At 65.0% G+C, this 25,196-nt stretch carries 27 protein-coding genes; 15 read left to right on the top strand and 12 right to left on the bottom strand.

All coding sequences use genetic code 11. The annotated features are described in order from the left end of the window. Window positions 1-2: 2 nt before the first annotated feature. The 3 genes from AB6M95_RS10500 to AB6M95_RS10490 all read left to right on the top strand — a co-directional run bounded on the left by AB6M95_RS10500 (window position 3) and on the right by AB6M95_RS10490 (window position 1,628). Window positions 3-470 (top strand): TadE family protein, encoded by a 468-nt coding sequence (locus tag AB6M95_RS10500; protein ID WP_371386700.1) that lies wholly within the window; start codon window positions 3-5, stop codon window positions 468-470. A gap of 193 nt (window positions 471-663) precedes the next feature. Continuing rightward, window positions 664-1,356 carry a tetratricopeptide repeat protein gene (locus AB6M95_RS10495; protein ID WP_371386699.1) on the top strand — a complete coding sequence of 231 codons (693 nt, stop codon included), beginning with the start codon at window positions 664-666 and terminating at the stop codon, window positions 1,354-1,356. A 143-nt stretch (window positions 1,357-1,499) separates the two neighbouring features. Next, the gene (locus tag AB6M95_RS10490) at window positions 1,500-1,628 is read left to right on the top strand and encodes a hypothetical protein (RefSeq protein ID WP_371386698.1); all 129 of its coding nucleotides are present in this window, start codon (window positions 1,500-1,502) and stop codon (window positions 1,626-1,628) included. Between the two features lie 436 nt (window positions 1,629-2,064). On the opposite strand, the gene AB6M95_RS10485 is transcribed toward AB6M95_RS10490, so the two are convergent. From AB6M95_RS10485 to ppnP, 11 genes are all read right to left on the bottom strand, one after another. Continuing rightward, window positions 2,065-2,892: a carbohydrate ABC transporter permease gene (locus AB6M95_RS10485; RefSeq protein ID WP_371386697.1), complete on the bottom strand. Its 828-nt coding sequence runs from the start codon at window positions 2,890-2,892 to the stop codon at window positions 2,065-2,067. Further along, a complete protein-coding gene (locus AB6M95_RS10480; RefSeq protein WP_371386696.1) occupies window positions 2,893-4,011 on the bottom strand; it encodes a carbohydrate ABC transporter permease in 1,119 nt (372 codons plus the stop codon). 75 nt (window positions 4,012-4,086) lie between these two features. Beyond that, entirely contained in the window at window positions 4,087-5,343 is a 1,257-nt protein-coding gene (locus AB6M95_RS10475) for an ABC transporter substrate-binding protein (protein ID WP_371386695.1), read from the bottom strand. A gap of 79 nt (window positions 5,344-5,422) precedes the next feature. Beyond that, window positions 5,423-6,520, bottom strand: a complete 1,098-nt coding sequence (locus AB6M95_RS10470) for an ABC transporter ATP-binding protein (RefSeq protein WP_371386694.1) — start codon at window positions 6,518-6,520, stop codon at window positions 5,423-5,425. Between the two features lie 35 nt (window positions 6,521-6,555). Next, complete coding sequence (locus tag AB6M95_RS10465; RefSeq protein WP_371386693.1) at window positions 6,556-7,608, bottom strand: aldose epimerase family protein; 1,053 nt, start codon at window positions 7,606-7,608, stop codon at window positions 6,556-6,558. After that, window positions 7,599-8,627 (bottom strand): LacI family DNA-binding transcriptional regulator, encoded by a 1,029-nt coding sequence (locus AB6M95_RS10460; RefSeq protein ID WP_371386692.1) that lies wholly within the window; start codon window positions 8,625-8,627, stop codon window positions 7,599-7,601. The genes AB6M95_RS10465 and AB6M95_RS10460 overlap by 10 nt, the downstream gene beginning before the upstream one ends. Then, window positions 8,624-9,934: a galactokinase gene (locus AB6M95_RS10455; RefSeq protein ID WP_371386691.1), complete on the bottom strand. Its 1,311-nt coding sequence runs from the start codon at window positions 9,932-9,934 to the stop codon at window positions 8,624-8,626. Before AB6M95_RS10455 ends, AB6M95_RS10460 begins: the two co-directional genes overlap by 4 nt. Continuing rightward, on the bottom strand, window positions 9,934-10,998 hold the full coding sequence (locus AB6M95_RS10450) for a UDP-glucose--hexose-1-phosphate uridylyltransferase (protein ID WP_371386690.1): 1,065 nt from the start codon (window positions 10,996-10,998) through the stop codon (window positions 9,934-9,936). The genes AB6M95_RS10455 and AB6M95_RS10450 overlap by 1 nt, the downstream gene beginning before the upstream one ends. A 194-nt stretch (window positions 10,999-11,192) precedes the next feature. Then, a complete protein-coding gene (locus AB6M95_RS10445; RefSeq protein ID WP_371386689.1) occupies window positions 11,193-11,942 on the bottom strand; it encodes a substrate-binding periplasmic protein in 750 nt (249 codons plus the stop codon). Window positions 11,943-12,002: 60 nt separating this feature from the next. Beyond that, complete coding sequence (locus tag AB6M95_RS10440; RefSeq protein WP_371386688.1) at window positions 12,003-12,413, bottom strand: hypothetical protein; 411 nt, start codon at window positions 12,411-12,413, stop codon at window positions 12,003-12,005. A 9-nt stretch (window positions 12,414-12,422) separates the two neighbouring features. Further along, window positions 12,423-12,737: a pyrimidine/purine nucleoside phosphorylase gene (gene ppnP / locus AB6M95_RS10435; RefSeq protein WP_371386687.1), complete on the bottom strand. Its 315-nt coding sequence runs from the start codon at window positions 12,735-12,737 to the stop codon at window positions 12,423-12,425. A 108-nt stretch (window positions 12,738-12,845) separates the two neighbouring features. On the opposite strand from ppnP, the gene AB6M95_RS10430 reads away from it, so the two are divergent. After that, complete coding sequence (locus tag AB6M95_RS10430) at window positions 12,846-13,835, top strand: Gfo/Idh/MocA family protein (RefSeq protein WP_371386686.1); 990 nt, start codon at window positions 12,846-12,848, stop codon at window positions 13,833-13,835. 497 nt (window positions 13,836-14,332) lie between these two features. Here the strand turns inward: AB6M95_RS10430 and AB6M95_RS10425 are convergent, their stop codons facing one another. Next, entirely contained in the window at window positions 14,333-16,060 is a 1,728-nt protein-coding gene (locus AB6M95_RS10425; protein ID WP_371386685.1) for a bifunctional metallophosphatase/5'-nucleotidase, read from the bottom strand. 193 nt (window positions 16,061-16,253) lie between these two features. Here AB6M95_RS10425 and AB6M95_RS10420 point away from each other — a divergent pair, with 193 nt between their 5' ends. The 11 genes from AB6M95_RS10420 to AB6M95_RS10370 are packed head-to-tail and all read left to right on the top strand — an operon-like array spanning window position 16,254 to window position 25,134. Continuing rightward, a complete protein-coding gene (locus tag AB6M95_RS10420) occupies window positions 16,254-16,778 on the top strand; it encodes a GAK system XXXCH domain-containing protein (RefSeq protein ID WP_371386684.1) in 525 nt (174 codons plus the stop codon). 24 nt (window positions 16,779-16,802) lie between these two features. Further along, the gene (locus AB6M95_RS10415; RefSeq protein WP_371386683.1) at window positions 16,803-17,963 is read left to right on the top strand and encodes a hypothetical protein; all 1,161 of its coding nucleotides are present in this window, start codon (window positions 16,803-16,805) and stop codon (window positions 17,961-17,963) included. Between the two features lie 18 nt (window positions 17,964-17,981). Next, window positions 17,982-18,248 (top strand): amphi-Trp domain-containing protein, encoded by a 267-nt coding sequence (locus tag AB6M95_RS10410; protein WP_371386682.1) that lies wholly within the window; start codon window positions 17,982-17,984, stop codon window positions 18,246-18,248. 4 nt (window positions 18,249-18,252) lie between these two features. Next, the gene (locus tag AB6M95_RS10405) at window positions 18,253-19,905 is read left to right on the top strand and encodes a phosphate signaling complex PhoU family protein (protein WP_371386681.1); all 1,653 of its coding nucleotides are present in this window, start codon (window positions 18,253-18,255) and stop codon (window positions 19,903-19,905) included. A gap of 19 nt (window positions 19,906-19,924) precedes the next feature. After that, window positions 19,925-20,797: a GAK system ATP-grasp enzyme gene (locus AB6M95_RS10400; RefSeq protein ID WP_371386680.1), complete on the top strand. Its 873-nt coding sequence runs from the start codon at window positions 19,925-19,927 to the stop codon at window positions 20,795-20,797. Continuing rightward, window positions 20,794-21,891: an HprK-related kinase B gene (locus AB6M95_RS10395; protein WP_371386679.1), complete on the top strand. Its 1,098-nt coding sequence runs from the start codon at window positions 20,794-20,796 to the stop codon at window positions 21,889-21,891. Before AB6M95_RS10400 ends, AB6M95_RS10395 begins: the two co-directional genes overlap by 4 nt. An 11-nt stretch (window positions 21,892-21,902) precedes the next feature. Further along, entirely contained in the window at window positions 21,903-23,087 is a 1,185-nt protein-coding gene (locus AB6M95_RS10390) for a GAK system CofD-like protein (RefSeq protein WP_371386678.1), read from the top strand. Between the two features lie 26 nt (window positions 23,088-23,113). After that, window positions 23,114-23,689: an amphi-Trp domain-containing protein gene (locus AB6M95_RS10385; RefSeq protein WP_371386677.1), complete on the top strand. Its 576-nt coding sequence runs from the start codon at window positions 23,114-23,116 to the stop codon at window positions 23,687-23,689. Window positions 23,690-23,724: 35 nt separating this feature from the next. Further along, window positions 23,725-23,910: a hypothetical protein gene (locus AB6M95_RS10380; RefSeq protein WP_371386676.1), complete on the top strand. Its 186-nt coding sequence runs from the start codon at window positions 23,725-23,727 to the stop codon at window positions 23,908-23,910. A 16-nt stretch (window positions 23,911-23,926) separates the two neighbouring features. Then, window positions 23,927-24,682, top strand: coding sequence for a ParA family protein (locus AB6M95_RS10375; protein WP_371386675.1), 756 nt, complete (start codon window positions 23,927-23,929; stop codon window positions 24,680-24,682). Then, window positions 24,679-25,134, top strand: coding sequence for an amphi-Trp domain-containing protein (locus tag AB6M95_RS10370; protein ID WP_371386674.1), 456 nt, complete (start codon window positions 24,679-24,681; stop codon window positions 25,132-25,134). The genes AB6M95_RS10375 and AB6M95_RS10370 overlap by 4 nt, the downstream gene beginning before the upstream one ends. Window positions 25,135-25,196 lie beyond the last annotated feature (62 nt).

Here is a 25,196-nt window from a genome sequence, read left to right as displayed (position 1 = left end):
CCATGCACAAGAACCGCAACAAGACCCGCCGCGCCGGACTGGCCGCCGTGGAAACGGCGCTGATCCTGCCCATCATGTTCATGCTCGTCATGGCCGTGATCGAAGGCGGCAACGCCGTCTACGCCTACGTGACCGTGCAGAAGGCCGCCCAGATCGGCGCGCGCTTCGCGGCCACCGGCCGGGGGGAGGAAGAAGGCACCCGGCTGAACGACATCATCAAGGCCACCCAGGCCGGGCTGAGCACCCTGAAACAATCCAACATCAAGATATCCGTCCGCTCCTGGCCCGACGTACAGGCCTCGGGCGACGGCATCGACAACAACCCGGGCGCTCCCTGCCAGCTGGCCGAGGTGGCCGTAGTCTACAACTACGAGCCGTTCACCCCTCTGGTCGCCCCCCTGCTGCCGGACTCCATCCCGCTCCGGGGGTTCGACCGCAAGGTCAACGAACCGTGGAAGCCATGCGACTGATCCGGTTTGCCCATGGAACCCCAAAGGCCCTTCCGAGGGCCTTTTTCCGGTCTTCACCACAAGTCCGATCAATAATAAGTATTGATATATGCCTTGACCTGCATTACTTTTCACTCGGTTGGTGAATTAAGATCGATCAACAAGGGAGTCTTGAGCCGTGGACGATTATCCGGCTATTCTCGGTGTGTACTCTTTGCAACTCGAAGCCGACGTGGGCACCGGCGGCACCTCGGTCAGACACGACAACGTCACCTACTGGTACGCCCGCCAACTCTCCCCCGAGCAGTTCGAAATCCAGCCCCTCAACGCCCATCATGTCCCCTCGGGCGTGCGCAGCGTCCTCAGCGAGCTGGACTTTCTTCGGCAGTACACCCCGGAACCGTCGTACTACCGGCTGCACACCGTCCCGGCCCTGGAGACCCTCCGGCGCAAGATCGAGATGGGCCAGGAGGCCTTTGTCAAAGGCGATCTGGACGAGGCCGAGCGCCAGTTCCTCAAGGCCCTGATGATCGACGACAGGAACATCGAGGCCAACTACGGCCTGGGCGAGGTCTATTCCGAGAAAAAGGACTTCGATAAGCTCAAGAAGGTCCTGGACACCCTGCTCGGCCTGGAAGAGGCGTTCACCTTCGAGTTCCGCCAGAAGTTCAACACGTTCGGCATCTCCCTGCGCAAGAACGGCCACTATGACGAGTCCATCCGCTACTACGAGAAATCCCTCGAAATCGTGGACAGCGACGAAAACGTCTACTTCAACCTGGCCCGCGTCTACTTCGAAAAGGGGCATAACGACCACTGCGTGACCAACCTCGAACGGGCGCTGAAGATCAACCCCGCCTTTGTCGAGGCGCAGAAGTTCCTCAAATACTGCCGAAAACACGCCTAGCGGGCCCGCCTCCCGGGCCCCATTTTTTTTGGGCCTCCAGCCTTGCCAAACGCTCGTTTGTAATTATTTACAACATATGTTCATGTGTAATCAGCTCGGCCTTTGATGCCGGGCCCATTCATACCCCTACCCTGGAGGCAGCTATGCCCAACATGGATTATCCCGGACCGTGCCTCTCCTGCATCGACACCACCTGCGGGCTGTGGGACGAAAACGTCTCCGAGAGCAAGGACGAACGTTCTTCCGAAGAGGAAGACCGCGATCGCAACTAGGACCCCCTGAACAAACAGATACACCAAAAAAAGCCCCGGACACCCGTCCGGGGCTTTTCATTTGGCAATGCCTCCGGCGGCCGGGGGAAGGGGGAAAGGAAACCCTTTGAAAAGGGCTTTCCTTTCCCCCTTCCCCCGGCCGCCCATCCCCCTTTCCTTCCTAAACTTTTTCTATCCGCTTCGCGGGCGGGACGCACAATAAAAGTTCCCGGCTCAACAATGAACCGGGAACCTCATGTTCTTCTCTCTGGAGCGATTCGGGTGCACAGCACCCGACAGCGGCTCAGTCCCCCGCGCTCAGAATAGGCTTTCGAGAGTGGGTCAGCTGTGCATTTTCTCCTGGGGGGCTTTCACCGCAGCGTAGCCGTCTACGTGAGGATGAAAGCCCCCCAGGAGAAATGTGCAGATGACCCGCTATCGGAAGCCGCCCTCCACTCTACTCCTTCACGGAACCGGCCAGGAGGCCTCGTATGAAGTACCTTCCCAAGAAGATGTAGATGGCCAACACGGGCAATGCCGCCAGGATGGAGCCGGCCATGGGCAGGTTCCAGGTGACGGCCTGACCGCCCGCCAGGTTGGCCAACCCCACGGTGATGGGATTGGACGTGTGGCGGGTCAGGCAGATGCCCCACAGGAACTCGTTCCAGATCTGGGTGAACTGCCACAGCGAGGTGACCACGAAACCGGGGATGGACAGGGGGAAGACGATGCGCAGGTAGATGGAGAAGAAGCCCGCGCCGTCCAGCCGGGCCGACTCGATCAGGGCCGTGGGAATCTGGGCGTAGAAGTTGCGGAAGATGAGCGAGGTGATCGGCAGACCGTAGACGATGTGCGCCAGGATCAGGCCGGGCAGGCCGCCGTACAGGTTCATGGCCCGAAGGGTCTGGAACAGCGGGATCAGGATGACCTGGTACGGGATGAACATGCCGAACAGGAACAGGGTGAAGATCACGTCCGAGCCCTTGAACTTCCACTTGGAGAAGACGTACCCGTTGAGTGAGCCGAGCACCGTGGAGCCCGCCGTGCCGCAGATGGTCAGGATGATCGAGTTGATGAAGTCCGGCTTGAGCTTGGCGATGGCCTGGGAGAAGCTGGACCAGTTGACCACGGTCGGCCATTCCCAGGCTGTGGGCAGGTTGATGTCCGAGGGCATCTTCAGGGCGGTCACGGCCGCCATGTAGGCGGGCATGAGGAAGAACAGGGCCAGCAGGGCCAAAGTTCCGTACAGGAACACGTTGCCGAGGGTGAATTTGCGGGCGGTCATCTAGCGCCTCCCCTGCTGCCGGTACTGGCCGATGAGGTAGGGCACGATGAACATGGCCGCGATGAGGAACAGGACGATGGCGATGGCCGCGCCCTTGGCGAACTCGTTGCCCCGGAAGGTGGTCAGGTACATGTTCAGGGCCGGGTGGCCGGTGGCCGCGTTGTCCGGGCCGGTCATGGCGAAGATCAGGTCGAACATCTTCAGCGAGATGTGGGACAGGATGATCACCGCCGAGATGGTGATGGGCTTGAGCATGGGGATGGCCACGTAGCGGTAGTAGCCGACCTGGGACGCGCCGTCGAGCATGGCCGCGTCGCGCAGGTCCTGGGAGATGCCGTTGAAACCGGCCAGGTACAGGGCCATGGTGTAGCCCGAGTACTGCCAGATGGTGGCGATGATGATGCCGAGCGTGGCCAGGTTGAAGCCGTGCTCCTCCTCCATGAACAGGGCGTCCGGGATGAGCCCGCCGAACACCCAGACCAGGGTCCCGAGCACGATGCCGGGCAACAGCCAGCGCTTGACGGCCTTGGCCTGGTCCTTCCTGAGCATGAACACGCCGACCATGATCAGCACGAAGGCGGCGACGTAGGCCAGGATGCGCAGGATGTCCTGCCAGTTGAAGACCAGGATGGCCGACTGGCTGGACAGCCACTTGAAGGTCAGCGGCTCGAAACCGAAATATTTGGGCAGGACGTTGACCCCGCCCTGGGGGGCGAGCAGCCAGCGCCAGATGGTGCCGGAGACGATGAAGGACAGGGACATGGGATACAGGAAGATGGTCCGCAGCAGGTCCTCGCCCTTGGGCTTCTGGTCGAGCAGGATGGCGATGAACATGCCGAGCCCCACGGCCCCGGCCAGGAGCATGACCGAATAGTAGACCGCGTTGACCAGGTCCTGGCGGAAATTGCCGCCCAGGAACCCGGTGAACAGGTCGATGTAGTTCTCCAGGCCGACGAAGTGCTTCTCCGGGTCGAGCGCCATCGCGCCCGTGCCGCCCCAGTCGGTCATGGAGGTCCAGATGGTGTTGCCGATGAACCCGTAGACGAAGACGCCGACGAGGATCATGGACGGCAGGAGCGTCAGAAACGCTTTCAATTTGTCGAGCGAGGCTTCCCGCATAAGCAAGTCCGGTTGGTCGGGCCGTGCCGCGCCGGGACGGTTCCCGGCGCGGCGCGGCTGGTTCATATTCTCAAACTAGATGCCGGCCTTCTTGGCGAGCTGAGCGCACGCCTTGGCAGCGGCCTGGGGGTTCTTGGTCTTCAGGAACATCTCCATGATGGAGGCGAAACCGTTCTTGAAGGTGTCGTTGGCGGCAACGCCGTGGGCCAGGGAACCGACCACGCGGTCGCTGTTCCAGTCCTTGGCGGCGGACTGGGAGTACGCGTTGTACTTGGACAGGTCGGAGTCCTTGCGGGCCGAGATGGAGCCCTTGAGCGGGTTGAAGGCGTCGGAGCCCTGTTTGGAGCCCAGGACCTTCAGCCAGGCAATGGCGTTGGCGCGGTGCGGAGCGCCCTTGGGCAGGCCGAAGGAGTCGGCCAGGAACATGAAGGTGCCGGCGGTGTCGGGGGAGGCGATCCAGCCGTAGCCTTCGCCGGGCACGAGCTTCTTGGTGGTGGACATGTAGCCCGCGGCCCAGTCACCCATGATGTTGAAGGCGGCGCGGCCGTCCACGACCATGTCGGTGGCCTGCTGCCAGGAAAGGGAGGAGGCGTCATCGTTGGTGTACTGCAGGACCTTGCCGAACAGTTCCCAGGCCTTGACCACTTCGGGGGAGTCGAAGGACAGCTTGCCGGCCCACAGGGCGTCCCAGTTGTCCGCGCCCATGGAGGCCAGGGCCACGGATTCCCACAGGTGGTTGGCGGTCCAGTTCTGGGCCAGGGCCAGGGGCACCACGCCCTCGGCCTTCAGCTTGGGCGCGATGGCCAGGAAGTCGGCCCAGGTCTTGGGCGGCTCGACGCCCCACTTCTTCAGATTGGCCGGGATGTACCACATGACGTTGGAACGGTGGATGTTGACCGGCACGGACCAGATGCCCTTGTCGGTGCCGATGAGCTTGATCAGCCCTTCGGGGAAGACGTCCATCCAGCCCTGCTCCTTGAACAGCGGGGTCAGGTCTTCCATGCGGTCGGCCTTGACCCAGGTGCCGATGAGCTCCTGGCCCGCGTGGACCTGGAAGGAATCCGGCGGCTCGCCGCCGAGCATCCGGGTCTTGAGCACGGCCTGGGCGTTGACGCCGGAACCGCCGGTCACGGTAGCGTTGATGACCTTCACGCCGGGATTCTCTTTCTTGTAGATGTCGATCAAAGCCTCCAGAGCCGGACCTTCGTCACCGGCCCACCAGGAGAAGATCTCCAACTCACCCTTCAGATCGCTGGCCTGGGCCGCCTGCGGAGCGCCGATGAGCAGCGCGGCCGCAAACACGATCAACATTTTCGCAAAAGCCTTTTTCATACGTACCTCCTAAAGGTTTGCAAACTCAACTTCATCCAATCAAGTATCAATTAAATTGAACAGTTATTAAACCGCAAATTTAATAAACCGCTTCCTTTGTCTCCGGGTCGAACAGGACCATCCGGTCGAACTCGAACCCGATGGGCACGATCTCGCCGGGATGGGCCACCACGCGGCCCTCGACCTCGGCGAGGAGTTCATTCTTGCCGTCCACCACGATCTCCAGGTGGGAGTGGCCGCCGAGAATCTCGGAGACCACGACCTCGCCCTGACACATCCATTCCTCGGGCAGTTTCCGGATGTGGCCGCCCATCTTGATGGAGTCCGGACGGATGCCCACGAGCACGGGCGCGCCGTCCTGAAAGTGCCCGCCCTGGCCGTCGACCACGGGGAACCGGGATGGACCGGCCTGGACGAAGCGGCGGCCGTCCTCCACGCGGAAGATTCCCTCCAGGATGTTCATGGGCGGGTTGCCGATGAACCGGGCCACGAACACGTTGACGGGCCGCTCGAACACGTCGATAGGCGTGCCCACCTGCTGGATGTAGCCGTCCTTGAGGATGACGATGCGGTCGGCCAGGGTCATGGCCTCGATCTGATCGTGGGTCACGTAGATGGTCGTGGTTGCCAGCTTCAGGTGCATCTTGCGCAGCTCCATGCGCATCTGGGTGCGCAGCTGGGCGTCCAGGTTGGACAGCGGCTCGTCGAACAGAAAGACGTCCGGCTGGCGGACGATGGCCCGGCCCATGGCCACGCGCTGGCGCTGGCCGCCGGACAGCTCGGACGGCTTGCGGCCGAGATACGGGGTCAGCTCCAGGACCCGGGCCGCCTCGTCGACCTTGGCGGCGATCTCGTCCGCGCCCTGGCCGCGCATCTTCAGCGAGAAGCCCATGTTGTCGCGCACGGACATGTGCGGGTACAGGGCGTAGTTCTGGAAGACCATGGCCACGTTGCGGTCCTTGGGCGAGGCCTGGTTGACCAGCCGGTCGCCGATGAACACCTCGCCGTCGGAAATCTTCTCCAGCCCCGCGATCATGCGCAGCACCGTGGACTTGCCGCAGCCCGACGGGCCGACCAGGACGATGAATTCGTTGTCTTCGATGTCGAGATCGATACCGTGGACCACTTCCACGTCGCCGTACCGCTTGACCACCTTCTTCAATTGCACGTTCGCCATGTTGACCGTCTCTTTTTGCCTGTGCGCATGCTGCGCTACTTCACGAAAAACCTGTACAAAATCGTTTGCCGGTACGCCTCGCCGGGCCGCAGCGTGACCTCGGGAAAGGCCGCGTGCCCGGGCGCGTCCACGAACCCCTGGGGCTCGAGGCACAATCCGGCCCTCTCACCATAGACCGCGCCGTCCTTGCCGGGCAACCCTTCCGGGATGTGATTGCCGGAATAGAACTGCACGCACGGCTGCGTGGTCCAGACCTCCAGGCCCCGGCCCGAGACCGGCTCGAACACCGAGGCCGCCTGTTTCAGTCCGGCCCGTCCGTCGAGCACGTAGCAATGGTCGTAGCCATGGCCGTTCGCAAGGGGCAGGGAATCCTGCCGGATGCGCGCGCCGATGGCAACCCCGGCCGTGAAATCGAGCGGGGTTCCGACCACTTCGGTCAGACAGCCGGTGGGGATCAGCTCCCCGTCCGTCTCCAGGCAGCGGCGGGCCGGAATGGTCAGGATGTGCCCCAGGCAGTCCGTGCCCGGCCGTCCGCTCAGGTTGAAATAGGGATGGGCGGTCAGGTTGACCGCCGTGGCCTTGTCCGTGGCCGCCGAAAAGTCCAGGCGCAGCCCGTCGTCCGTCAGGGTGCAGACCGCCGTGACCGCCAGGTTGCCGGGATAGCCCTGCTCCCCGTCGGGGCTCCCGTAGGTCAGGACCAGCGCGGAACCGGCCTCGGTCTCGATGGGGTCCGCCTGCCAGACCCGGCTGTGAAAGCCGCCCGCCCCGCCGTGCAGGTGGTGGCGGCCGTTGTTGCGGTCCAGCTCGTACGTCCGGCCGTCCAGGACCAGGCGCGCCCCGCCGATGCGGTTGGCGACCCGCCCCACCAGGCGGCCGAAATAGCATTGGTCGTCCAGGTAGCCGTCCAGGGTGTCGTAGCCCAGGACCACGTCGGCCATGTTCCCGTTCCGGTCGGGCGCGGTCAGCCGGACCAGCGCGCCGCCGTAGGTGGCGATGTCCGCCTCCATGCCCGCCGCGTTGGCCAGGGTGTACAGCTCCACCGGGGCGCCGTCGCTGGTCGTGCCGAAGGGGCGCGAGCTCAGTTGCATAGTCCCCTCCTCGGGGCGGAACTGCCCCGCACCCGCAGCTCGGTCGCGAGCACCACGGTCTCGGGCACGAAGTCCGCGCCCTCGTTGAACTGGCGCAGCAGCAGGGACACGGCGGTCCGGCCCATGTCGAAGGCGGGCTGGTGCACCGTGGTCAGGCCCGGATCGATGAGCGCCGCCGCCGGGGTGTCGGAAAAGCCCACCAGGGCCACGTCTTCCGGGATGCGCACCCCGGCTTCCTTGAACCGGGTGTGCAGCCCCACGGCCACCGGATCGTTGATGGCCAGGATGGCCTCGGGCAGTTCGCCCATGGCCAGGTAACGCTCTGCTCCGGCGCGCCCGTCCTCCTCGCGGTATCCGCCCTGGAGGTGGTACTTCTCCTCCAGCGGCAGGCCGTGGGCTTCGAGCGCGTCGCGATATCCCTCGAACCGCTTGCGGTTGAGCGCGATGCCCTCCCGTCCGGCCATGTGCCCGATGCGCCGGTAGCCGGCCTCGATGAGGTGCTCCACCGCGCCGAAGGAGGCCGCGTAGTCGTCCACGACCACCTTGCCGGTGTCCAGCTCCTCGACCACCCGGTCGAACTGGACCAGGGGCACGTGCTGGCGCATGGCCCTGGCCAGGTGCTCGTACTCGGTGGTCTCCGACGAAATGGCGATGAGCAGCCCGGCCACGCGGTTGGCCACCAGGGCCTGGACGTTGAGGATCTCGCGGGCCAGGGTCTCGTTGGACTGGCAGACCATGATGGTGTAGCCGTTGTCGTAGGCGAGCTCTTCTATACCGCTGATGACGTTGGAGAAAAAGTGGTGCCGAATGGCGGGCACGATGACCCCGATGACGTTGCTGCGCTTCTTTTGCAGGGACTGGGCGAGCTGGTTCGGGTGGTAGTGGTACTTCTCGGCCGCCTCGGCCACTCGCTGCTTGGTGACCGGGCTGATGTCCGGGTGGCCGCGCAGGGCGCGGGACACCGTGGACGGCGACACGCCGAGCTTGCGGGCCAGGTCCTTGAGGGTGAACTGGCTCATGCGCCGCCCTCCCCGCCGATCATGTCGAGAGCAATACGCTCGAAGCCGGGTCGGCGGACCTTGAGGGGCATGACCGCGCCCCGGCCGAAAATCTCCTCCATGAACTCCGTGTAGGCCGTGAACCGGTCTGCGGGCACGTAGGCCTGGATGGTCCCGGCGAACCCGCCGCCCTGGATGCGGCACGCGCCCTCGCCGTGCAGGAACCGCTCGGTCAGCGTCAGGGCCAGGGGGATGGGCTGGTCCAGGGGGTCGGTGGCCGAGATGCAGTTCTGCAACAGCCGCCAGGAGGAGTCGCCGGATGTGCGGACCAGATTCAGGAAGTCGTCCATGCGCCCGGCGGCCAGGACCTCGGCCTGTTCGGCGGCCCGCTCCGTCTCCTCGATGAAGTGGATCAGCCGGAGCACGCCCCGGTCCCCGGCGGCCTCGCGGATGCGCGCGGCATGGGCCAGGACTGCGTCCACGGTCAACCCGCGCGCGTGGGTCTGCCCCAGGGCACTGGCGGCCCGCCCCATCTCGTCCGGAATGGCCGCATAGTCCGGGGTCAGGTCCGCATGGCTGCCGCCGGTGTCGACCACAACCAGCCGGTAGCCGGTTCCCTCGAAGTCGAAGTCCACCTCTTGCACCACGGGCCGGGCCGGGTCCGCGAAGTCGATGGACAGGATGCCCTGGGCCGCGCAGGAGAGCTGGTCCATGAGCCCGCACGGCTTGCCGAAATAGTCGTTCTCCGCCGCACGCCCCGCCACGGCCAGCTCCAGGGGGGTGCACTCTCCGTCGTTGAACAGTTCGCTGAATATCCGCCCGATCAGGATCTCGAAGGCCGCCGAGGAGCTCAGCCCCGCGCCCATGGGCACCTCGCCGTTCACGCAGGCGTCGAACCCGGCCACCTTGCGGCCGGATTCGGCCAGCCCGGCGGCCACCCCGCGGACCAGCGCCATGGAGGTATCCTTCTCTCCGGGCCGGGGCGCGAGGTCGCTGACGTCCACGACGATCTCCTCGTCGAACCCCTTGGATTGGATGCGGACCATGTTCCCGTCGCTGGGTCGGGCGACGGCCAGACAGTCGAAATGCACGGCGGCCGCCAGGACCACGCCGAGGTTGTGGTCGGTGTGGTTGCCGCCCAGCTCGGTCCGGCCGGGGGCCAGGATGAGAGCGGCCGGGCCGGGGCCGACACGGGACTCGAAGCAGTCCAGGAGGTCGAGATAGCGGTCGCGCTGGGCGGCGATGTCCACGGACCGGTACAGCCTGGTCAGGACCGGGTCCAGGGCTCCCCGGCGCAGGGCCTCGGCGTATGCGGCCGCGGTGTCCATTACGCGCCCTCTCCGGAACCCGGAGCGTCCATGTAATGGACCTCGGACTGCTCGCGCAGCCGGGCGGCCGCGGACTCGGCGGTCAGGTCGCGCTGGGGCATGGCCATCATCTCGTAGCCGACCATGAATTTCTTGACCGACTTGGAGCGCAGCAGCGGCGGATAATAATGCAGGTGGAAATGCCAGTGCGGATGCTCGCCGCCGTCGGTCGGGGCCTGGTGGATGCCCATGGAATAGGGGAACGAGGTCCGGAAGAGATTGTCGTAGCGCACGTTCAGCCGGACCATGGCGTCGGCCAGGTCGCGGCGCTGGGCCGGGGTCATCTCCAGGATGTTGGCCAGGTGCGCCTTGGGCAGGATCATGGCCTCGAAGGGCCACAGGGCCCAGAACGGCACCAGGGCCGCGAACGAGTCGTTCTCGAAGATGATCCGCTCGCCCCGCGCCAGTTCGGTCTCCAGGTAGGCGCAGAGCAGGCACTTGCCCTTGTCGCGCAGGTGTTCGGCCTGACGGCGGTCCTCGGCGGCCGGGTACATGGGCACGCTTCGGGTGGCCCATATCTGGCCGTGCGGGTGCGGATTGGAGCAGCCCATGGCCGCGCCCCGGTTCTCGAAGATCTGGACGTAGCCGATGTCCTCGCGCCAGCCCAGGTGCGCGAACTCGTCGCACCACACGTCCACCACGCGGGCGGCCTGGTCCGCGCCCAGGCGGGCCAGGGTCAGGTCGTGGCGCGGGGAATAGCAAAGGACCCGGCAGGTGCCGGTCTCGGCCTCGGCCACCAGCAGGCCGTCCGCCTGGGGCGCGAGCCCGGCTTCGGGCTCCTCGGGCAGGAGCGCCGCGAAGTCGTTGGTGAACACGAAGGTGTCGGTGTATTGCGGATTGACCGCGCCGCCCGCCCGGCCGTTGCCGGGACAAAGGTAGCAGTGCTCGTCATAGGAAGGCAGGGTCGCCCGGTCGGGCGGTTCCTGCTGGCCCTGCCAGGGCCGTTTGGTGCGGTGGGGCGAAACCAGGACCCACTCGCCGGTGAGCTGGTTCAGCCGCCTGTGCGGATGATCCTCGAAAAACATGCCTTCCCCTCAGACCTGGATGATCGCCCCGGAGAGGAAGTCTTTCCCAAAACTCCCGGCCCCCGAGTCCTGCGCGAATGGTACCGCAAACGTTGCCGCAAACGTTTGCGGTGCGCCTGAAAAAAGATCACAGAAACGTCACCTTGTCAACCGGGGCAGGGGAAAAATCATCCCCGGCGGGAGGTACGGGAAGGTCAGTCCAGGCCGGGATAATCCCGCCTGATCTCGTCGTACCGGCCGCTTCGGCGCAGCTTGAGCAGGCCCGCGTTGAACCGGTCCACGAGCTCCCGGGCAAAGGGCAGGCGGCGGCTGATGATCAGGTGGTTGGTCTCGGTGAAGATCGGCCGGGGATTGTAGACGACCCGGTCCACGCCCGAGTCGATGCTGTTGGCCAGGACGAACAGGCCCACGGCCTTGTTGCAGGCGTAGACGTCCACTCGTCCGGCAATGAGCATCTTCATGCCCGCCACATAGGATACGGCCACGTCCAGCTTGCCCCGTCCGGCGGCCATGACATCCTTGAACGGAAACTCCTCGGCGCTGCCCAGGGTGACGCCCACCCGCAGGTCGCGCACGTCTTCGACGGTGCGCCAGGCGAAGGGGAAGTCCCTGAGGTGGAAAAAGACCCTGGCGGATTTAAAGATCGGGTCGCTGAACAGGAACCGCCTCTTGCGCTCCTCCAGAGGCAGCCACCCGGCCGACCCCACGGCGGGACCCTGGGCGGCCGTCTCCAGGGCGCGCCGCCAGGGAAGAAATTGAAAGTCGACCTTGATCCCTTCCAGGGCGAAGCTCTCGCGGACCACGCGGTTGCCGAACCCGCCGCCCGGCAGGGTGGCGGAAAAGAACGGGGACCACTCCCCGCTGGTCAGGACAATGGAGGCGGGAAGGTCCTGGGCCCGGCAGGGGGCCACCCACAGGAACAGGCACAACGCCAGCCACGCCATGCGGCGCGGCCGAAACCGCCTGTCCCGGGGATGCCGTGCCGGGGCCATGGTCCAGGTCCGCTAGCTGCCCACCTGGGACAGGACCTGGCCGATGACCGCGGCGGCCAGGATGGAGAAGCATAGCCGCGCCTCCGCCTCGCCGAAGCGCACGTCCAGATAGATGACGTCGTCGTGCTGGAAACTCGTCCCGGCAACGCCGGTCAGGGGAGGCAGTTCCAGGGTCTCGGACAGGTCGAACTGCAATGGGATCATGCCCTCCCGCGCCGGGCCCGACGCGGACTGCGACATCTCGGTCAGGGCCTCGGCCATGGGGCCGCACGCGGACAGGGCCACGGGCAGGTACAGCTGGCCGAACTGGAACAGGCAGACCTCGTGGTCCTCCAGCAGCATGGCCTCGGGCGGATCGGACAGTACCTGGAACAGATAGGGGCCCTTGCCTTCAAACTCGATTCTCCGGCCTTGATCGGACACGGTTACCCCCTAGTCCAGGTAGGAACAACAGTAGTCGGTCACGGTGCTGACCTTGAGGCGGAACTTGGCCTCGCCCGGGACGTTGAAGCTCTGGCCCGCGGCCACGGTCACCCAGTCGTTGAAGCCGGGCAGCTGGACGGACAGTTCTCCGGCGGTGATCTCCATGAACTCCGGCTTCTCGGTGCCGAACTCGTATTCGCCGGGCAGCATGATGCCGAGCGTCTTCACGCTGCCGTCGCTCAAGGTGATGGTCCGGCTGGTTACCTTGCCGTCGAAATAAATGTTGGCCTTTTTGCTGATGGTCACGTTGGCGAATGCGGTCATGCTCTCTCCGGTTGTTGTTGACTTGGTCGCGGGGATATCCGCGCTTGCGTGGTGACGGAATCCGTTTATACTGGGTGGCGGCAATCACCGTCAACCCTGGGGGAGCCCATGAACAAAATCCGCATCGGCGTGCTGTCCACCGCCAGGATCGGCCGCACCAAAGTCATTCCCGGCATGCAGCGGGCAAAGCGATGCGAGGTCACGGCCATCTGCTCGCGCAACGAGGAGGCCGCCCGTCGGGCCGCCGAGGAGCTGAACATCCCCAAGGCCTACGGCTCCTACGCGAAACTGCTGGCCGACCCGGACATCGACGCGGTCTACATCCCCCTGCCCAACCACCTGCACGTGGAGTGGACCCTCAAGGCCATGGCCAAGGGCAAGCACGTGCTCTGCGAAAAGCCCATGGGGTTGAACGACGGCGAGGTCAACCGGCTGATCAACGCCACGGCCCTCGATCCCGGCGTCAAGGTCATGGAGGCGTTCATGTACCGCTTCCACCCCCAATGGGTGGAGACCAAGCGGCTCGTCGACCAGGGGGCCATTGGCAAGCCGACCTCGATCCAGTCCTTTTTCTCCTATTTCAACGCCGACCCCGACAACATCCGCAACAAGGCGGACATGGGCGGCGGCGGGCTCATGGACATCGGCTGCTACCAGGTCTCCCTGTCCCGGCTCCTGTTCAACGCCCAGCCCAGACGCGCCTTCGGCTGGATGGACAAGGACCCCGAGTTCGGCACGGACCGGACCTTCTCGGGCATGCTCGACTTCGGCGGCAGGCTCTCCACCTTCACCTGCTCCACCCAGCTGGCCCCCTACCAGCGGGTCAACGTCCTGGGCGAAAAAGGCCGCATCGAGATCATCATCCCGTTCAACGCCCCGCCCGACGCGCCCACCGAAATCCTCCTCCAACAGAACGGCGAAACGCGAACCATCACCTTCGACGCCTGCGACCAGTACACCCTCCAGGCCGACGCCTTCGCCGAGGCCGTGCTCGAGGACAAACCCGTGCCCATCTCCATCATGGATACCTTCGCCAACCAACACACTGTGGACGCCCTGTTCAAAAGCGCCCAATCGGACCACTGGGAAAACTGCTGACCAGGTGTCGCCCCCGGCCCCCCATCCCCCTTTCCCTCCTAAACTTTTTGTGCCGCTACGCGGATGGTGACAGCGCGAGAAGTGGACTCGCTTTCCGCCCAGGTTCAAGACGCCGCCCTCTCCATATTCCTTGACCCGCGCACTTTCTGGCGGCGTGGGCAACCATCCCGAAGGGTTCGCGCCGGGCGGCCCTCCGATCACCATGGACGCCCGGTGCAAAATCTTCGGGACACCGCACCACCGCGCCCGACCATTCCGCCCACGCAAGGGCACACCACCCCGCTCCCGCACGTCCCTGCCGAAGGCACACAAGAAGTTTAGGAAAGGATGGGGATGGGGGTCTGGGGGAAGGGGAAGGAAAAGCCCTTTTCACAAATCTGCAGGACAGCAGATTTGGACCGCGCCTGATAAGGCGCGACCCCGAAGGGGCGCAGGCCATGGACGGCCTGCGTCAAAGGGTTTTCCTTCCCCTTCCCCCAGCCGCCGGAGGCATCTTCCTACTTCGCAGGGATGTAGGTCACGCCGGTGGTGGGCAGGGGTTTGAGCATGCGTTGTTGCCGGACGTACTCGATGAAGGCCTGGGCATCGACGAAGCCGGTGTCGCAGCTGGACGCGGCGTCTTTGAGGACCGTGTAGCCGTCGCCGCCCGAGGCGAGGTAGGAGTTGGTCACCAGGCGGTAGGTGCGCGCCGGATCGAGCGGGGTCCAGTTGCCCTGGTGGTCCAGGGTGTCGATGGACAGCACGCGGCGGCCTTCGGGCTGGCGCATGTCGGCGGTGTAGCGCGCCCCGCCCACGTAGGGAAAGGCGCCCTCGCCGCGGTCCACGCCGGTTTCCAGGGCCTGGCGGACCTGCACGCCGGTGAGGCGGAGCAGGACCAGGGTGTTGCTGAAGGGCATAAGGGTATAGGCGATGCCCACGGTGATGTCGCCCTGGTCCACGGACTCGCGCACGCCGCCCGCGTTCTGCAGGGCGATGTCGGCGGGTTCGCCGGTGGCCTTGAGCCGGGCGAGCATGGACTGGCAGACCAGGGGCGCGATCAGGCTGCCCCGGGGCAGGGATTCGCCGGAGTCGGTCACGCCGGGCACGCGGATGTGCGGCAGGGGCAGGACGGCCTCGCCGATGACCTCGGTGCGCATGGCTTCCACGCCCTCGCTGAACGGGCCGAGGAACTTGCGCGCGGCCGGGTCGGCGGGCACCACGGCGGCCTCGGGGTTGGCCGCGATGAAGGCGAGCAGCGCGTCGCGGTCCGCGCCTTGGACCTCGATCTTCTGCCCTGCGTCGTTCTTGCGTTTGAAGCTGTCGGCCAGGATCAGGGTGGGCTTGCCCTCGGCCTTGGTGACGCGGCCGGCGTCGTCGAAGGTCAGGTCCAGGCGGCCGAGCACGCGGCCCCATTTCCAGGCCGTGACCACGTACACGTCGTTGCCGTCCGCGCCCTTGACCACCGTGGGGTAGGCCCCGGCCGGACGCAGCCCCATGGCTTCGATGCCGTCGGGGTTGCCGAGCAGGGTATGGGAGTGGCCGCCGACGATGACGTCCACGCCCGGTATGGTCGCGGCCAGCCGCATGTCCTCGTCATAGCCCACGTGGGTCAGGAGCACGATCTTGTTCACCCCGCGCGCCTCGAGTTCGCGCACGATGAGGGTGGCCGCGTGGACCACGTCGGAAAAACGCACGTCGCCGGGGCTGGAGAGGAGCTTGGTCTCCGGGGTGATCAGGCCGATGACTCCGACCCGGCCCCCGCCCCGCTTGACGATCACGTAGGGCCTGACCCGCGCGGCCAGGGACGGGACCGCCGAAGCGTCCAGGTTGGCGCAGACCACCGGGACCCTGGTGTAGCCGAGAACCCCGGCCAGGTAGGCCGGGCCCCGGTCGAACTCGTGGTTGCCCGGCGCAAGCGCGTCGAAGCCGAGCCGGTCCAGGAACTCCATCTCGGGCTTGCCGCCGTACTTCATGTAGTAGAGGCCGCCCTGCACCGCGTCGCCCGCGTGGAGCAGGATGACGTTGGCCTGTTCGGCGCGGACGGCGGCCACCGCGCGGGTGAGGCGCGTCCAGCCGCCGAGGGAGGCGTAGGTGGATACGCCCTGCGGGGCGATCTTGTCGGCGGTGGCGTCCAGGTAGGAGTGGGAGTCGTTGACGTGCAGCAGGGTGACGTCAAGGGCGCGGGCCGTGACCGGGCAGCAGAAAATGGCGGCGGCCAGGACAAGTCGGGCAATAAGGCGTATCATGGAAACCTCCGGCTATTCCGTTTTGGGTACCAGTATTTCCGGCAAATTGGAATGGCCGGGGGACGGGCTGGCGGCTCCCCTGCCGGGGTGTGGTCCCCTGTGTGAACAATTGTGACAATTCCGCGACGCGCATTGAATTGCGCCGCGTTTTCCCGGTATGGTCGTAACACTCATTTCCAAAGGGAGATTTTCCATGAGCAACGACATGAGCATCAGCAGGTATCTCGATCCCAAGGAGTTGGCCGCCTTCTTCCGCGAACTGGCCGACGCCGTGGAGAACGGCGGCCACGACGAGTTCGCCTGCGTGGACGACTTCCGCAAGATCAAGATCGGCGTGAAGAACGAGTTCGGGCAGATCAGCCTCAAGGCCAAGTTCAAGGCGGCCAAGCCGTGCGCCCCCGACGTCGTGGGCGAGGACGGCAAGCTGGTCCTGCCCAAGTACAAGGACCTCAAGAAACGCATGCGCGGCAGCTTCAAGATACTGGTCAAGATGATCCACGACGGCAGCGTGCCGCCCAAGGAGGCGGTGGACGCCTTCCTGGCCGACGCGGACCTGATGGTCACCTACCCCGGCTACGGGGACGAGTATTACGAGAGCTTCACCAACGTGTGCGCGCAGTTCAAGGCCGCCTTCGAATCCGGCGACCTGGAGAGGATGCACGCGGCCGTGGACGCGCTGGTTCACGAGAAGAGCCGCTGCCACGCCAAGTACGATTGAAACACCCGACCCCGAATCACACCCATGAAACTGATCAAGACCGAACCCAAGGCGTGCGACTGCCGGACCATCCCGGTGGAGGTCACCGAGGAGATCACCGAAGCCGACGAAAAGCGGTTCTTCGAGGTGGTCTCCACGGACCTCGAACCGTGGCAGGTGGAGCAGATCATCGCGCCCAAGAACGTGTACGTGCGCCAGGAGGTGGTCCTGGCCGCCCACTGGCACCCCGAGTTCGTGCCCATGGAGCACATCCGCGCCCGGGTGGACGCCCTGTTCCCCAACCGCACGGACGAACTGCTCATACCCACCCAGCACAACCAGCTCATGAGCTGGGACGGCTACACCGGGGTGGAGGTGGACTGCTTCTCGTCCGGCTTCAACCGCAAGGTGCAGCTGCTGCTCCACTTCGCCAACGAGCGGGTGAAGGACGCGGGCGTGCTCAAGTCCATGCTGGCCCACACCTTCAAGTACCGCTCGGGCCAGCTGTTCGAATTCATGCACACCATCACCAAGCCGGACGCGGCGCGCATCGAACGCGCGGCCAAGTCCACGGGCGCCGACCGGGAACTTATCGATTTCGTGCGCATCAACGTCTCCAAGATAGAGCAATTGTTGGACAAGCACTGGACCGACGTGCCCCGGCTGTCGGTCAAGAACAAGCTCTTGCGCAACTGGTTCGACACCATGCGCAATGATCTCGGCGACACCGTGGCCGACCGTGTCCAGGCGTATCTCAAGGCGGTCAAGCAGCTGGTCAAGGAAGGGTTCGACCTCTCCTTTTTCTATCGGGCCAGCGAGGTCATCGAGGAGGTCCGGTCCTTGGGCGGCTGCATCGTCATCCCCCACCCCGAACAGTTCTGGCCCATCCTGCTGCGCAACTACGACGTGGACGGCATCGAGGTCTGGAATCCCCAGTCGCGGGAATACACGGAGTTTCTGATCTCCGTGGTCAACGAACAGAACGAACGGCGCACGTCGGGCAGAGACAAGCTCATCTTCATGGGCGATGACTGCCACATGGGCGAGAAGACCAAGCCCGAGGACCAGCAGGACCCGGAAAAGACGATCCGCGAGATTGGCTACCAACCTGCCTGGGAGGACCTGCGCATCCGCAAGAAGCTCATCGTCAACAACATCTCCAGACGCTCTGTGATCAAGGAGTACAAAGCCCGCCTGGCGGGATAGGCAGGCAAGGACACCCCCATGTCGGAAGAAAAATTCGTATTCGATTCGCTCCAGGACTGCGAGTCCATCAAGGAATTCCTCGAATCCCTGATCGAGGGCTTCGAGAAGCACTCCATCGACCTGTCCACCAACGGCGATGAGATCCACCTCGCGCCGCAGGGACTGCTCAACTTCACGGTCAAGGCCAGGAAGAAGGGGGCGGAGAACAAGCTCTCCATCAAGGTGTCCTGGAAGGACGCCCCCTCCATCCAACCGGCCGAAGACGCCTTCCTCAAGGTACGCTGAGCCCATGATGACATTCGAAGGACTGGACGAGAACTTCAAGTTCATCGTCTTCGAGGTGGAAAACCAGGCCCGCTCCACGCAGAAGTTCATGGATGCCCCGTCGCGCAAGCGGTACGCCAAGATCACCTCGCGCGACGACTACATCGACAACCTCAAGACGATCATCGAGAACAAGTGCTACTCGCGCATCCACTCGGACCAGTCCCTGGACAAGCGCCAGCTCAACAAGATCCGCGCCATCCAGGTCATCTGCGTGAACCTCGAGAAGATCGCCGACTATTTCGTCAACATCGTCAAACAGATGCAGTATCTCGACGACCAGTCCTTCGTGCAGCGCTACGACTACACCGAGGTCTTCGAGATCATGCTCTCCCGGCTGGGGGCCATCCTGGACGCCTTCCACGACGAGGACATGTCCAAGGCCCTGTACATCTGCAAGGCCGAGCCCATGCTCGACGACGTGTACAAGGTCCGCTTCGACCGGGTCATGAACGAGATGGGCATGGGCCGCGACGCCCAAAGCCTGGTCACGGTGCTGTTCATCTTCCGCTATTTCGAGCGGGTGGGCGACGCGCTGCTGAACATCGGCGAGGCGGTCATCTTCTCCCTGCTCGGCGAGCGCATCAAGATCGAGCAGTTCGAGGCATTGCAGCAGACCCTGTCCAAGTCCGGGTTCAGCGATTCCTTTTCCGACATCGACTTCAGCGCCATCTGGGGCACGCGCTCTGGCTGCCGCATCGGCAAGGTGGAGCAGCGCGAGGCCGAGCTGACCTCGGAGGAGAAGAAGCAGGGGTCCATCTACAAGGAGGGCAACCTGGAGAAGATCCGCAAGGAGCGGGAGTCCATCCAGCGCTGGAAGCAGCTCTTCCCGGACCTGGTGGCCGATATCTACGGCTTCCACGAGGACGCGGACAAGGGGTCCATGCTGGTGGAGTTTTTAAACGGCTGCACCCTGGACGAGGTCGTCCTGTCCGGCGACGACGAACTGATCCGCAACGCCCTGTTCATCCTGGAAAACACGGTGCTCGAGACCTGGACCAAGACCATGGTCGAGCTGCCCATCAAGACCAACTACATGTGGCAGATCCAGTCCCGGCTGGAGGGCGTGCTCCAGACGCACCCCGAGTTCTGGCGCACCCCCAAGTCCCTGGGCCCCTCCGAGGTCCGCTCCACCGAGGCCCTGCTCTCGGCCTGCGCCGAGGCCGAGGACGAACTGGAAGCGCCCTTCTCGGTCTTCATCCACGGCGATTTCAACATCAACAACGTGGTCTACAACCACGAGGCCCAGCAGGTGCACTACATCGACCTGTACCGCTCGCGGGACTTCGACTACATCCAGGACGCCTCGGTGTTCATGGTCTCCAACTTCCGCATGCCCATCTTCGACAGCTACCACCGGCAGCGGATCAACTCGGTGATCAAGCATTTCTACGGGTTCATCCGGGAATTCGCCCAGCGGCACGGCGACCGCACGGTCCAGGCCAGACTGGCCTTCGCCCTGGCGCGCAGCTTCTACACCTCCACCCGGTTCGAGCTGAACTTCAAGTTCGCCAAGGAGATGTACAACCGGTCCATGTTCCTGCTGGAAAAAATCGACCAATACCGGGGCGGGGCCTGGGAGCAGTTCTCCCTGCCCGAAGACATCCTCTACTACTAGGCAAGCAAGGAGCCGTTTCGTGAAGATAGGAGTCATTGGCATCGAGGGCGGCTGGTCCTCCGAGAAACTGGCGGACACCGTGGCCGAAAAGACCGGCGGTGAGCGCGTGCTCATCAACATGGAGGACGTGCGCCTGGACCTGCCTTCGGGCGACGCCTTCTACGACGGGCGTAACCTGCGGGACTTCGACGCCCTGATCATCAAGAAGATCGGCGCGCGCTACTCCCCGGACCTCCTGGACCGGCTGGAGATCCTGCGCTACCTGCACGAGAAGGGGCTGAAGATATTCAGTTCGCCCTACGCCATCCTGCGCGCCCTGGACCGGCTGTCCTGCACCATCTCGCTCCAGCTCAAGGACATCCCCATGCCGCCCACGACCGTCACGGAGTCCGTGGACCAGGCCCTGGTGGCCCTTGAAAATTACGGCGAGGCCGTGTTCAAGCCGCTCTACACCTCCAAGGCGCGCGGCATGTCCGTGCTGAAAAACGGGCCCGACGCCCGGGCGGCCATCGAGGAATACCGGGCAGAAAACCCGATCATGTACATCCAGAAGACCATCGACCTGGGCGACCTGGACCTGGGCATCGCCTTTCTGGGCGGCGAGTACCTGACCACCTACGCCCGGTGCAAGACCAACGGGGCGTGGAACACGACCACGGCCTCGGGCGGCAAGTACCGGGCCTACGAACCCGCGCCCGAGATCATCGAACTGGCCCGCAGGGCCCAGGCCGACTTCAATCTCGACTTCACCTGCGTGGACGTGGCCATCACCGACGACGGCCCGTACGTTTTCGAGGTCTCTGTGTTCGGGGGCTTCAGGGGCATCCAGGAGACCAGCGGCATCGACGCCGCCGCGCGCTACGTGGACTACGTCATGGAGAAACTGAAATGAAGCTGACCGGCACGACCCGCAGGGAGCTGGCCGAGGCCGTGAAGACGGCCTGTCCGGCCGACCGCGAACTCTTCCTGGACCTCGGCGGCTGCCGCATCCGGGTCCTGAGTTCCACGGACGAGTTGAACGACGCCCTGGCCGACTATTTCAAGGAATTCCTGGCCGAACCGGGCGACGCGCAGATCGTCGTCTCGGCCCACGAGGACCCGGCCCCGGAGTGCGACCTGGCCTTCACCGCCAAGCGGCCCGACCCCGGCAAGACCAAGATCAAGGAGGAGTGGATCGACCTGCCCGACGGGCGCGTGGTCCGCAAGCGGCTGACCGGCATGCACTTCCTCTTCGGCCAGGGCGAGAACGTGGCCGTGGGGCCGTGCCTGGCGAACTCCAACCAGGTCATCAATTTCATCAACAACCGGTTCATCGAGTGGAAGCTCAACCAGGGCGGGTTCCTGGGCCACGCCGCAGGCGTGCGCTCGGGCGGACGGGGCATCTCCCTGGCCGGGTTCTCGGGCGCGGGCAAGTCCACCCTGGCCCTGCATCTGATGAGCCGGGGCACGACCTTCATCTCCAACGACCGGGTCATGGTCGAGCGGAACGGCGCGGGGCTGGTCATGTACGGGGTGGCCAAGCAGCCGCGCATCAACCCCGGCACGGCCCTGAACAACCCGGACCTGCACTGCATCGTGGAGCCGGGCCTGCGCGAGAAGTTCCTGGCCATGCCGCAGGACGAGCTGTGGCAGCTGGAACACAAGTACGACGCGCTCATCGACGAGTGCTACGGACCGGGCCGGTTCGAGCTGCGCTGCCCCATGGACGCGCTGGTCATCCTCAACTGGCGGCGGGACGGCTCGCCCATGCGCGCACGCCTGGTGGACCCCAGGGACCGCACGGACCTTTTGCCCGCGTTCATGAAGTCAACCGGGCTGTTCTACCTGCCCGACGATCCGGCCCGCCGGGCCGCCCCGTCCATCGAGGCCTACGCCGACCTGCTGGGCCTGACGAATCTCATCGAAATCTCCGGAGGCGTGGACTTTGACCGCGCTTCCGATGTATGCTTGCATTTCATGGAAACCGGCCGTCTACCGGCCGACTGACGGAGCCGACAGTGCGCATTCGAGTCACCAGGGACGTCACCATCCCGGACCCCCGCAAGCTGGAGCAGTTCAGGCGGGCCCCCGAACTCGGGCCGTCCGTGCTCTTCTTCAGCGGCGGCACGGCCTTGCGCGACACCTCCCGGGCGCTCATCCGCTACACCCACAACTCCATCCACCTGATCACCCCGTTCGACTCGGGCGGCAGTTCGGCCATCATCCGCAAGGCCTTCGCCATGCCCGCCGTGGGCGACATCCGCAACCGGCTCATGGCCCTGGCCGACCAGTCCATCAAGGGCAACCCCGAGATCTACAACCTGTTCACCCACCGGCTGCCCAAGGACGGGGACCGCGACGCCCTGCGCGGCGAGCTGGACGCCATGGCCGCCGGGGTGCACCCCCTGGTCCGGCGCATTCCGGACCCCATGCGCAAGATCATCCGCAACCATTTCTACGAATTCCTGGAGCGCATGCCCGTCGACTTCAACCTCAGGGGCGCGTCCATCGGCAACCTGGTTCTGACCGCCGGATACCTGTCCAACCGCCGCCAGCTCGACCCGGTCATCTATCTCTTCTCCAAGCTGGTCCAGGTCTGCGGCGTGGTTCGCCCGACCGTGAACCGGGACCTGCACCTGGCCGTACGCCTTCAGGACGGCCAGACCATCGTGGGCCAGCACCTGATCACCGGCAAGGAGTCCGCCGCGCTCGCCTCGCCCATCGAGGACATCTGGCTGACCTCCGACCTCGACTCGACGGAGCTCGTGCACACGGCCATCCGCAACAAGGTCAAGGAATGGATCGGCAAGGCGGACCTGATCTGCTACCCGCCGGGGAGCTTCTATTCCAGCGTGGTGGCCAACCTGCTGGCCGACGGCGTGGGCCGGGCCGTGGCCGCCAATACCTGCCCCAAGGTGTTCGTTCCGTCCACGGGCGCGGACCCCGAGACTCCGGGCATGTCCGTGGCCGACCGGGCCGACGTCCTGTGCCGCCACCTCCGGGCCGACGCCGGGGCCGGGGACGGCGAGGTCCTGGGCTACGTCCTGGTGGACGCCAAACGCGGCGAATACGCGGGCGGCATCGACAGAAAACGCCTCGAACAGCGAGGCTTCACGGTGATAGACGGCCCGCTCGTCACGGAACGGAGCGCCCCGGACATCGACGGGCGCGTCTTGAGCGAATTTTTGCTGTCGCTTTGCTGACGGCCAACCGAAAGGAGGTTGCGAACGTGGAAAAGCAGAAGATCAGTGTCAAGAAGGTCCTGGAGTACAAGGACGCGGTGTCCTACATCGAGGACCTGGCCAAGAGCTTCCGGTCCGGCACCATCGTGCTCGAGAGCGGCGAGGAGCACGTGGTCATGAAACCTTCGGCCCAGGTGGGCATCAAGGTGGAGGCCAAGGTCAAGAACGACAAGCAGAAGATCGCCTTCGAACTGAGCTGGAGCGAGGCCTCGGGCGGGGACCTGAAGATCGGCGACACCCGGCCCGAAACCGTGCCCGCTGTCCAGCCCGAGGGCGGCGCGCCCGCGGTGCAGCCCGAAGCCAAGGCCCCGGCGACCAAGACGCCCGCCATGGCTCCCGCCAGGACCGAAGCGGCCAGGACGCCCGCCAAGAACGCCTCCGAAGTCCCGGCCAAGGCCGAGGCCAGCCCCAAACCCGAAACCAAGGACGCCGCGTCCAAGAAGGCGGCAGCCCCCAAGACCGCCGCCAAAAAGACCGCGATCAAGAAGGCGCCCGCCAAGAAAGGCGCGGCCAAGAAGCCCGCCGCCAAGAAAGCACCGGCCAAAACCGCCGGGAACAAATAACACACGGCGCCCAGGCGCATTGTGGAGAAACGACAATGACTGAAACTCAGGACCAGTGTTTCGAATGGACCGAGGTTGCCGACCTGTTCGGCATCGAAGAGGAGAATCCCGAGATGCTCGATGCCGAGCGCGACAGGATACTCGAACGGATCAACGCCCTGACCAGCCGCTACGGCCGGGAGTACGTCATCAAGAAGATCACCCTGCAGACCACGCACTAGACCGGCACGGAGCCCCATGCGCATCATCGCCGTACTGAACCAGAAGGGAGGCGTGGGCAAGACGTCCACGGCCGTGAACCTGGGGGCCGCCCTGGCCCGCCAGGACCGGCGCGTCCTGCTGCTGGACCTCGACCCCCAGGCGCACCTGACCTATTCCCTGGGCATCATGGCCCACCAACTGCCCCGGACCATGGGCGCGGTCCTGATGCGCGAATGCCCGCTCGACGCCGTGACCATGGAGGTCGGCCCCCTGAACGTGGTGCCCGCCTCCGTGGCCCTGGCCGGGACCGAGGTCGACCTGGCCTCGGTCCAGGGCCGCGAGACGCGGTTGCGCGACGCCCTTTCCCAGGCTTCGGACCATGACTTCGCCATCATCGACTGCCCGCCCAACCTCGGCATGCTGACCCTGAACGCCATGGTCGCGGCGGGCGAACTGCTCGTGCCGGTGCAGCCGGAATTCCTGGCCCTGCAATCCCTGGGCAAGCTCATGGAGACGGTCAAGGCCATCCGCGAGGGCTGGAACCCCGGCCTGGCCCTGTCCGGCATCCTCATGACCCGCTACCAGAAGACCCGCAAGCTCAACCGGGAGATCCGGCGCAAGATCAGGGACTACTTCGGCGACGCCCTGCTGGAAACGACCATCCGCGACAACATTTCCCTGGCCGAGGCCCCCAGTTTCGGCCAGGACATCTTCACCTACAAACCCCGCAGCCACGGGGCCGCCGACTACCGGAACCTGGCCCTGGAGCTGCTCCGCAGAGGTGCTCCATGAGCGACGAGAGACTCGGGGCCAACCCCCTGGACTGGGTCACCCCCGACGCGGCCCCGGCCCCCGTGATGACGGCGAACCGCCCGTCCGGCGAAACCACGCAACCCGCCCCGGCCGACGCCGCGAAGGACGCCGGGACAACCGCCCCGCGCACCCCCCTGTTCGCGGCCGCCGGGAGCAACGAGGAAACGACAATGGGTAAAGGCAAGATCAAAATTGAAAAGACCATGGACACCTATCAGGTCGTCGCCTATCTCAGGGACCTGGCCGACTCCCTGGAATCCGGCGTCATCCGCGCCGAAAACGAGGAAGGCACCCTGGTCCTCGGCGTGCCCGACACCATGCAGGTGGAACTCAAGCTCGCCCGCAAAAAGGACAAGGCCAAATGCGAAATCGAGCTTGAATGGCTCGACGACGGCTCCCAGGCCGAATCCCTCAAAATATCCGGCGACTAGTTTCGCCTCCGGCGGCCGGGGGAAGGGGAGGAAAAACCCTTTGAAAAGGGTTCTTTCCTCCC

This window comes from Pseudodesulfovibrio karagichevae (genome assembly GCF_041414475.1).
Classification (GTDB): domain Bacteria; phylum Desulfobacterota; class Desulfovibrionia; order Desulfovibrionales; family Desulfovibrionaceae; genus Pseudodesulfovibrio; species Pseudodesulfovibrio karagichevae.
This window is presented reverse-complemented; position numbering and strand designations above follow the sequence as displayed.

What these genes read in the sequence shown, in the direction of transcription:
- AB6M95_RS10415 (WP_371386683.1), top strand. Translation starts at nt 16,803, where the DNA reads ATGAAACTGATCAAGACCGAACCCAAGGCGTGCGACTGCCGGACCATC.
- AB6M95_RS10460 (WP_371386692.1), bottom strand. Translation starts at nt 8,627, where the DNA reads ATGAGCCAGTTCACCCTCAAGGACCTGGCCCGCAAGCTCGGCGTGTCG.
- ppnP (WP_371386687.1), bottom strand. Translation starts at nt 12,737, where the DNA reads ATGACCGCATTCGCCAACGTGACCATCAGCAAAAAGGCCAACATTTAT.
- AB6M95_RS10395 (WP_371386679.1), top strand. Translation starts at nt 20,794, where the DNA reads ATGAAGCTGACCGGCACGACCCGCAGGGAGCTGGCCGAGGCCGTGAAG.
- AB6M95_RS10490 (WP_371386698.1), top strand. Translation starts at nt 1,500, where the DNA reads ATGCCCAACATGGATTATCCCGGACCGTGCCTCTCCTGCATCGACACC.
- AB6M95_RS10470 (WP_371386694.1), bottom strand. Translation starts at nt 6,520, where the DNA reads ATGGCGAACGTGCAATTGAAGAAGGTGGTCAAGCGGTACGGCGACGTG.
- AB6M95_RS10430 (WP_371386686.1), top strand. Translation starts at nt 12,846, where the DNA reads ATGAACAAAATCCGCATCGGCGTGCTGTCCACCGCCAGGATCGGCCGC.
- AB6M95_RS10375 (WP_371386675.1), top strand. Translation starts at nt 23,927, where the DNA reads ATGCGCATCATCGCCGTACTGAACCAGAAGGGAGGCGTGGGCAAGACG.
- AB6M95_RS10425 (WP_371386685.1), bottom strand. Translation starts at nt 16,060, where the DNA reads ATGATACGCCTTATTGCCCGACTTGTCCTGGCCGCCGCCATTTTCTGC.
- AB6M95_RS10445 (WP_371386689.1), bottom strand. Translation starts at nt 11,942, where the DNA reads ATGGCGTGGCTGGCGTTGTGCCTGTTCCTGTGGGTGGCCCCCTGCCGG.
- AB6M95_RS10485 (WP_371386697.1), bottom strand. Translation starts at nt 2,892, where the DNA reads ATGACCGCCCGCAAATTCACCCTCGGCAACGTGTTCCTGTACGGAACT.
- AB6M95_RS10450 (WP_371386690.1), bottom strand. Translation starts at nt 10,998, where the DNA reads ATGTTTTTCGAGGATCATCCGCACAGGCGGCTGAACCAGCTCACCGGC.
- AB6M95_RS10380 (WP_371386676.1), top strand. Translation starts at nt 23,725, where the DNA reads ATGACTGAAACTCAGGACCAGTGTTTCGAATGGACCGAGGTTGCCGAC.
- AB6M95_RS10455 (WP_371386691.1), bottom strand. Translation starts at nt 9,934, where the DNA reads ATGGACACCGCGGCCGCATACGCCGAGGCCCTGCGCCGGGGAGCCCTG.
- AB6M95_RS10370 (WP_371386674.1), top strand. Translation starts at nt 24,679, where the DNA reads ATGAGCGACGAGAGACTCGGGGCCAACCCCCTGGACTGGGTCACCCCC.
- AB6M95_RS10465 (WP_371386693.1), bottom strand. Translation starts at nt 7,608, where the DNA reads ATGCAACTGAGCTCGCGCCCCTTCGGCACGACCAGCGACGGCGCCCCG.
- AB6M95_RS10500 (WP_371386700.1), top strand. Translation starts at nt 3, where the DNA reads ATGCACAAGAACCGCAACAAGACCCGCCGCGCCGGACTGGCCGCCGTG.
- AB6M95_RS10410 (WP_371386682.1), top strand. Translation starts at nt 17,982, where the DNA reads ATGTCGGAAGAAAAATTCGTATTCGATTCGCTCCAGGACTGCGAGTCC.
- AB6M95_RS10475 (WP_371386695.1), bottom strand. Translation starts at nt 5,343, where the DNA reads ATGAAAAAGGCTTTTGCGAAAATGTTGATCGTGTTTGCGGCCGCGCTG.
- AB6M95_RS10420 (WP_371386684.1), top strand. Translation starts at nt 16,254, where the DNA reads ATGAGCAACGACATGAGCATCAGCAGGTATCTCGATCCCAAGGAGTTG.
- AB6M95_RS10480 (WP_371386696.1), bottom strand. Translation starts at nt 4,011, where the DNA reads ATGCGGGAAGCCTCGCTCGACAAATTGAAAGCGTTTCTGACGCTCCTG.
- AB6M95_RS10405 (WP_371386681.1), top strand. Translation starts at nt 18,253, where the DNA reads ATGATGACATTCGAAGGACTGGACGAGAACTTCAAGTTCATCGTCTTC.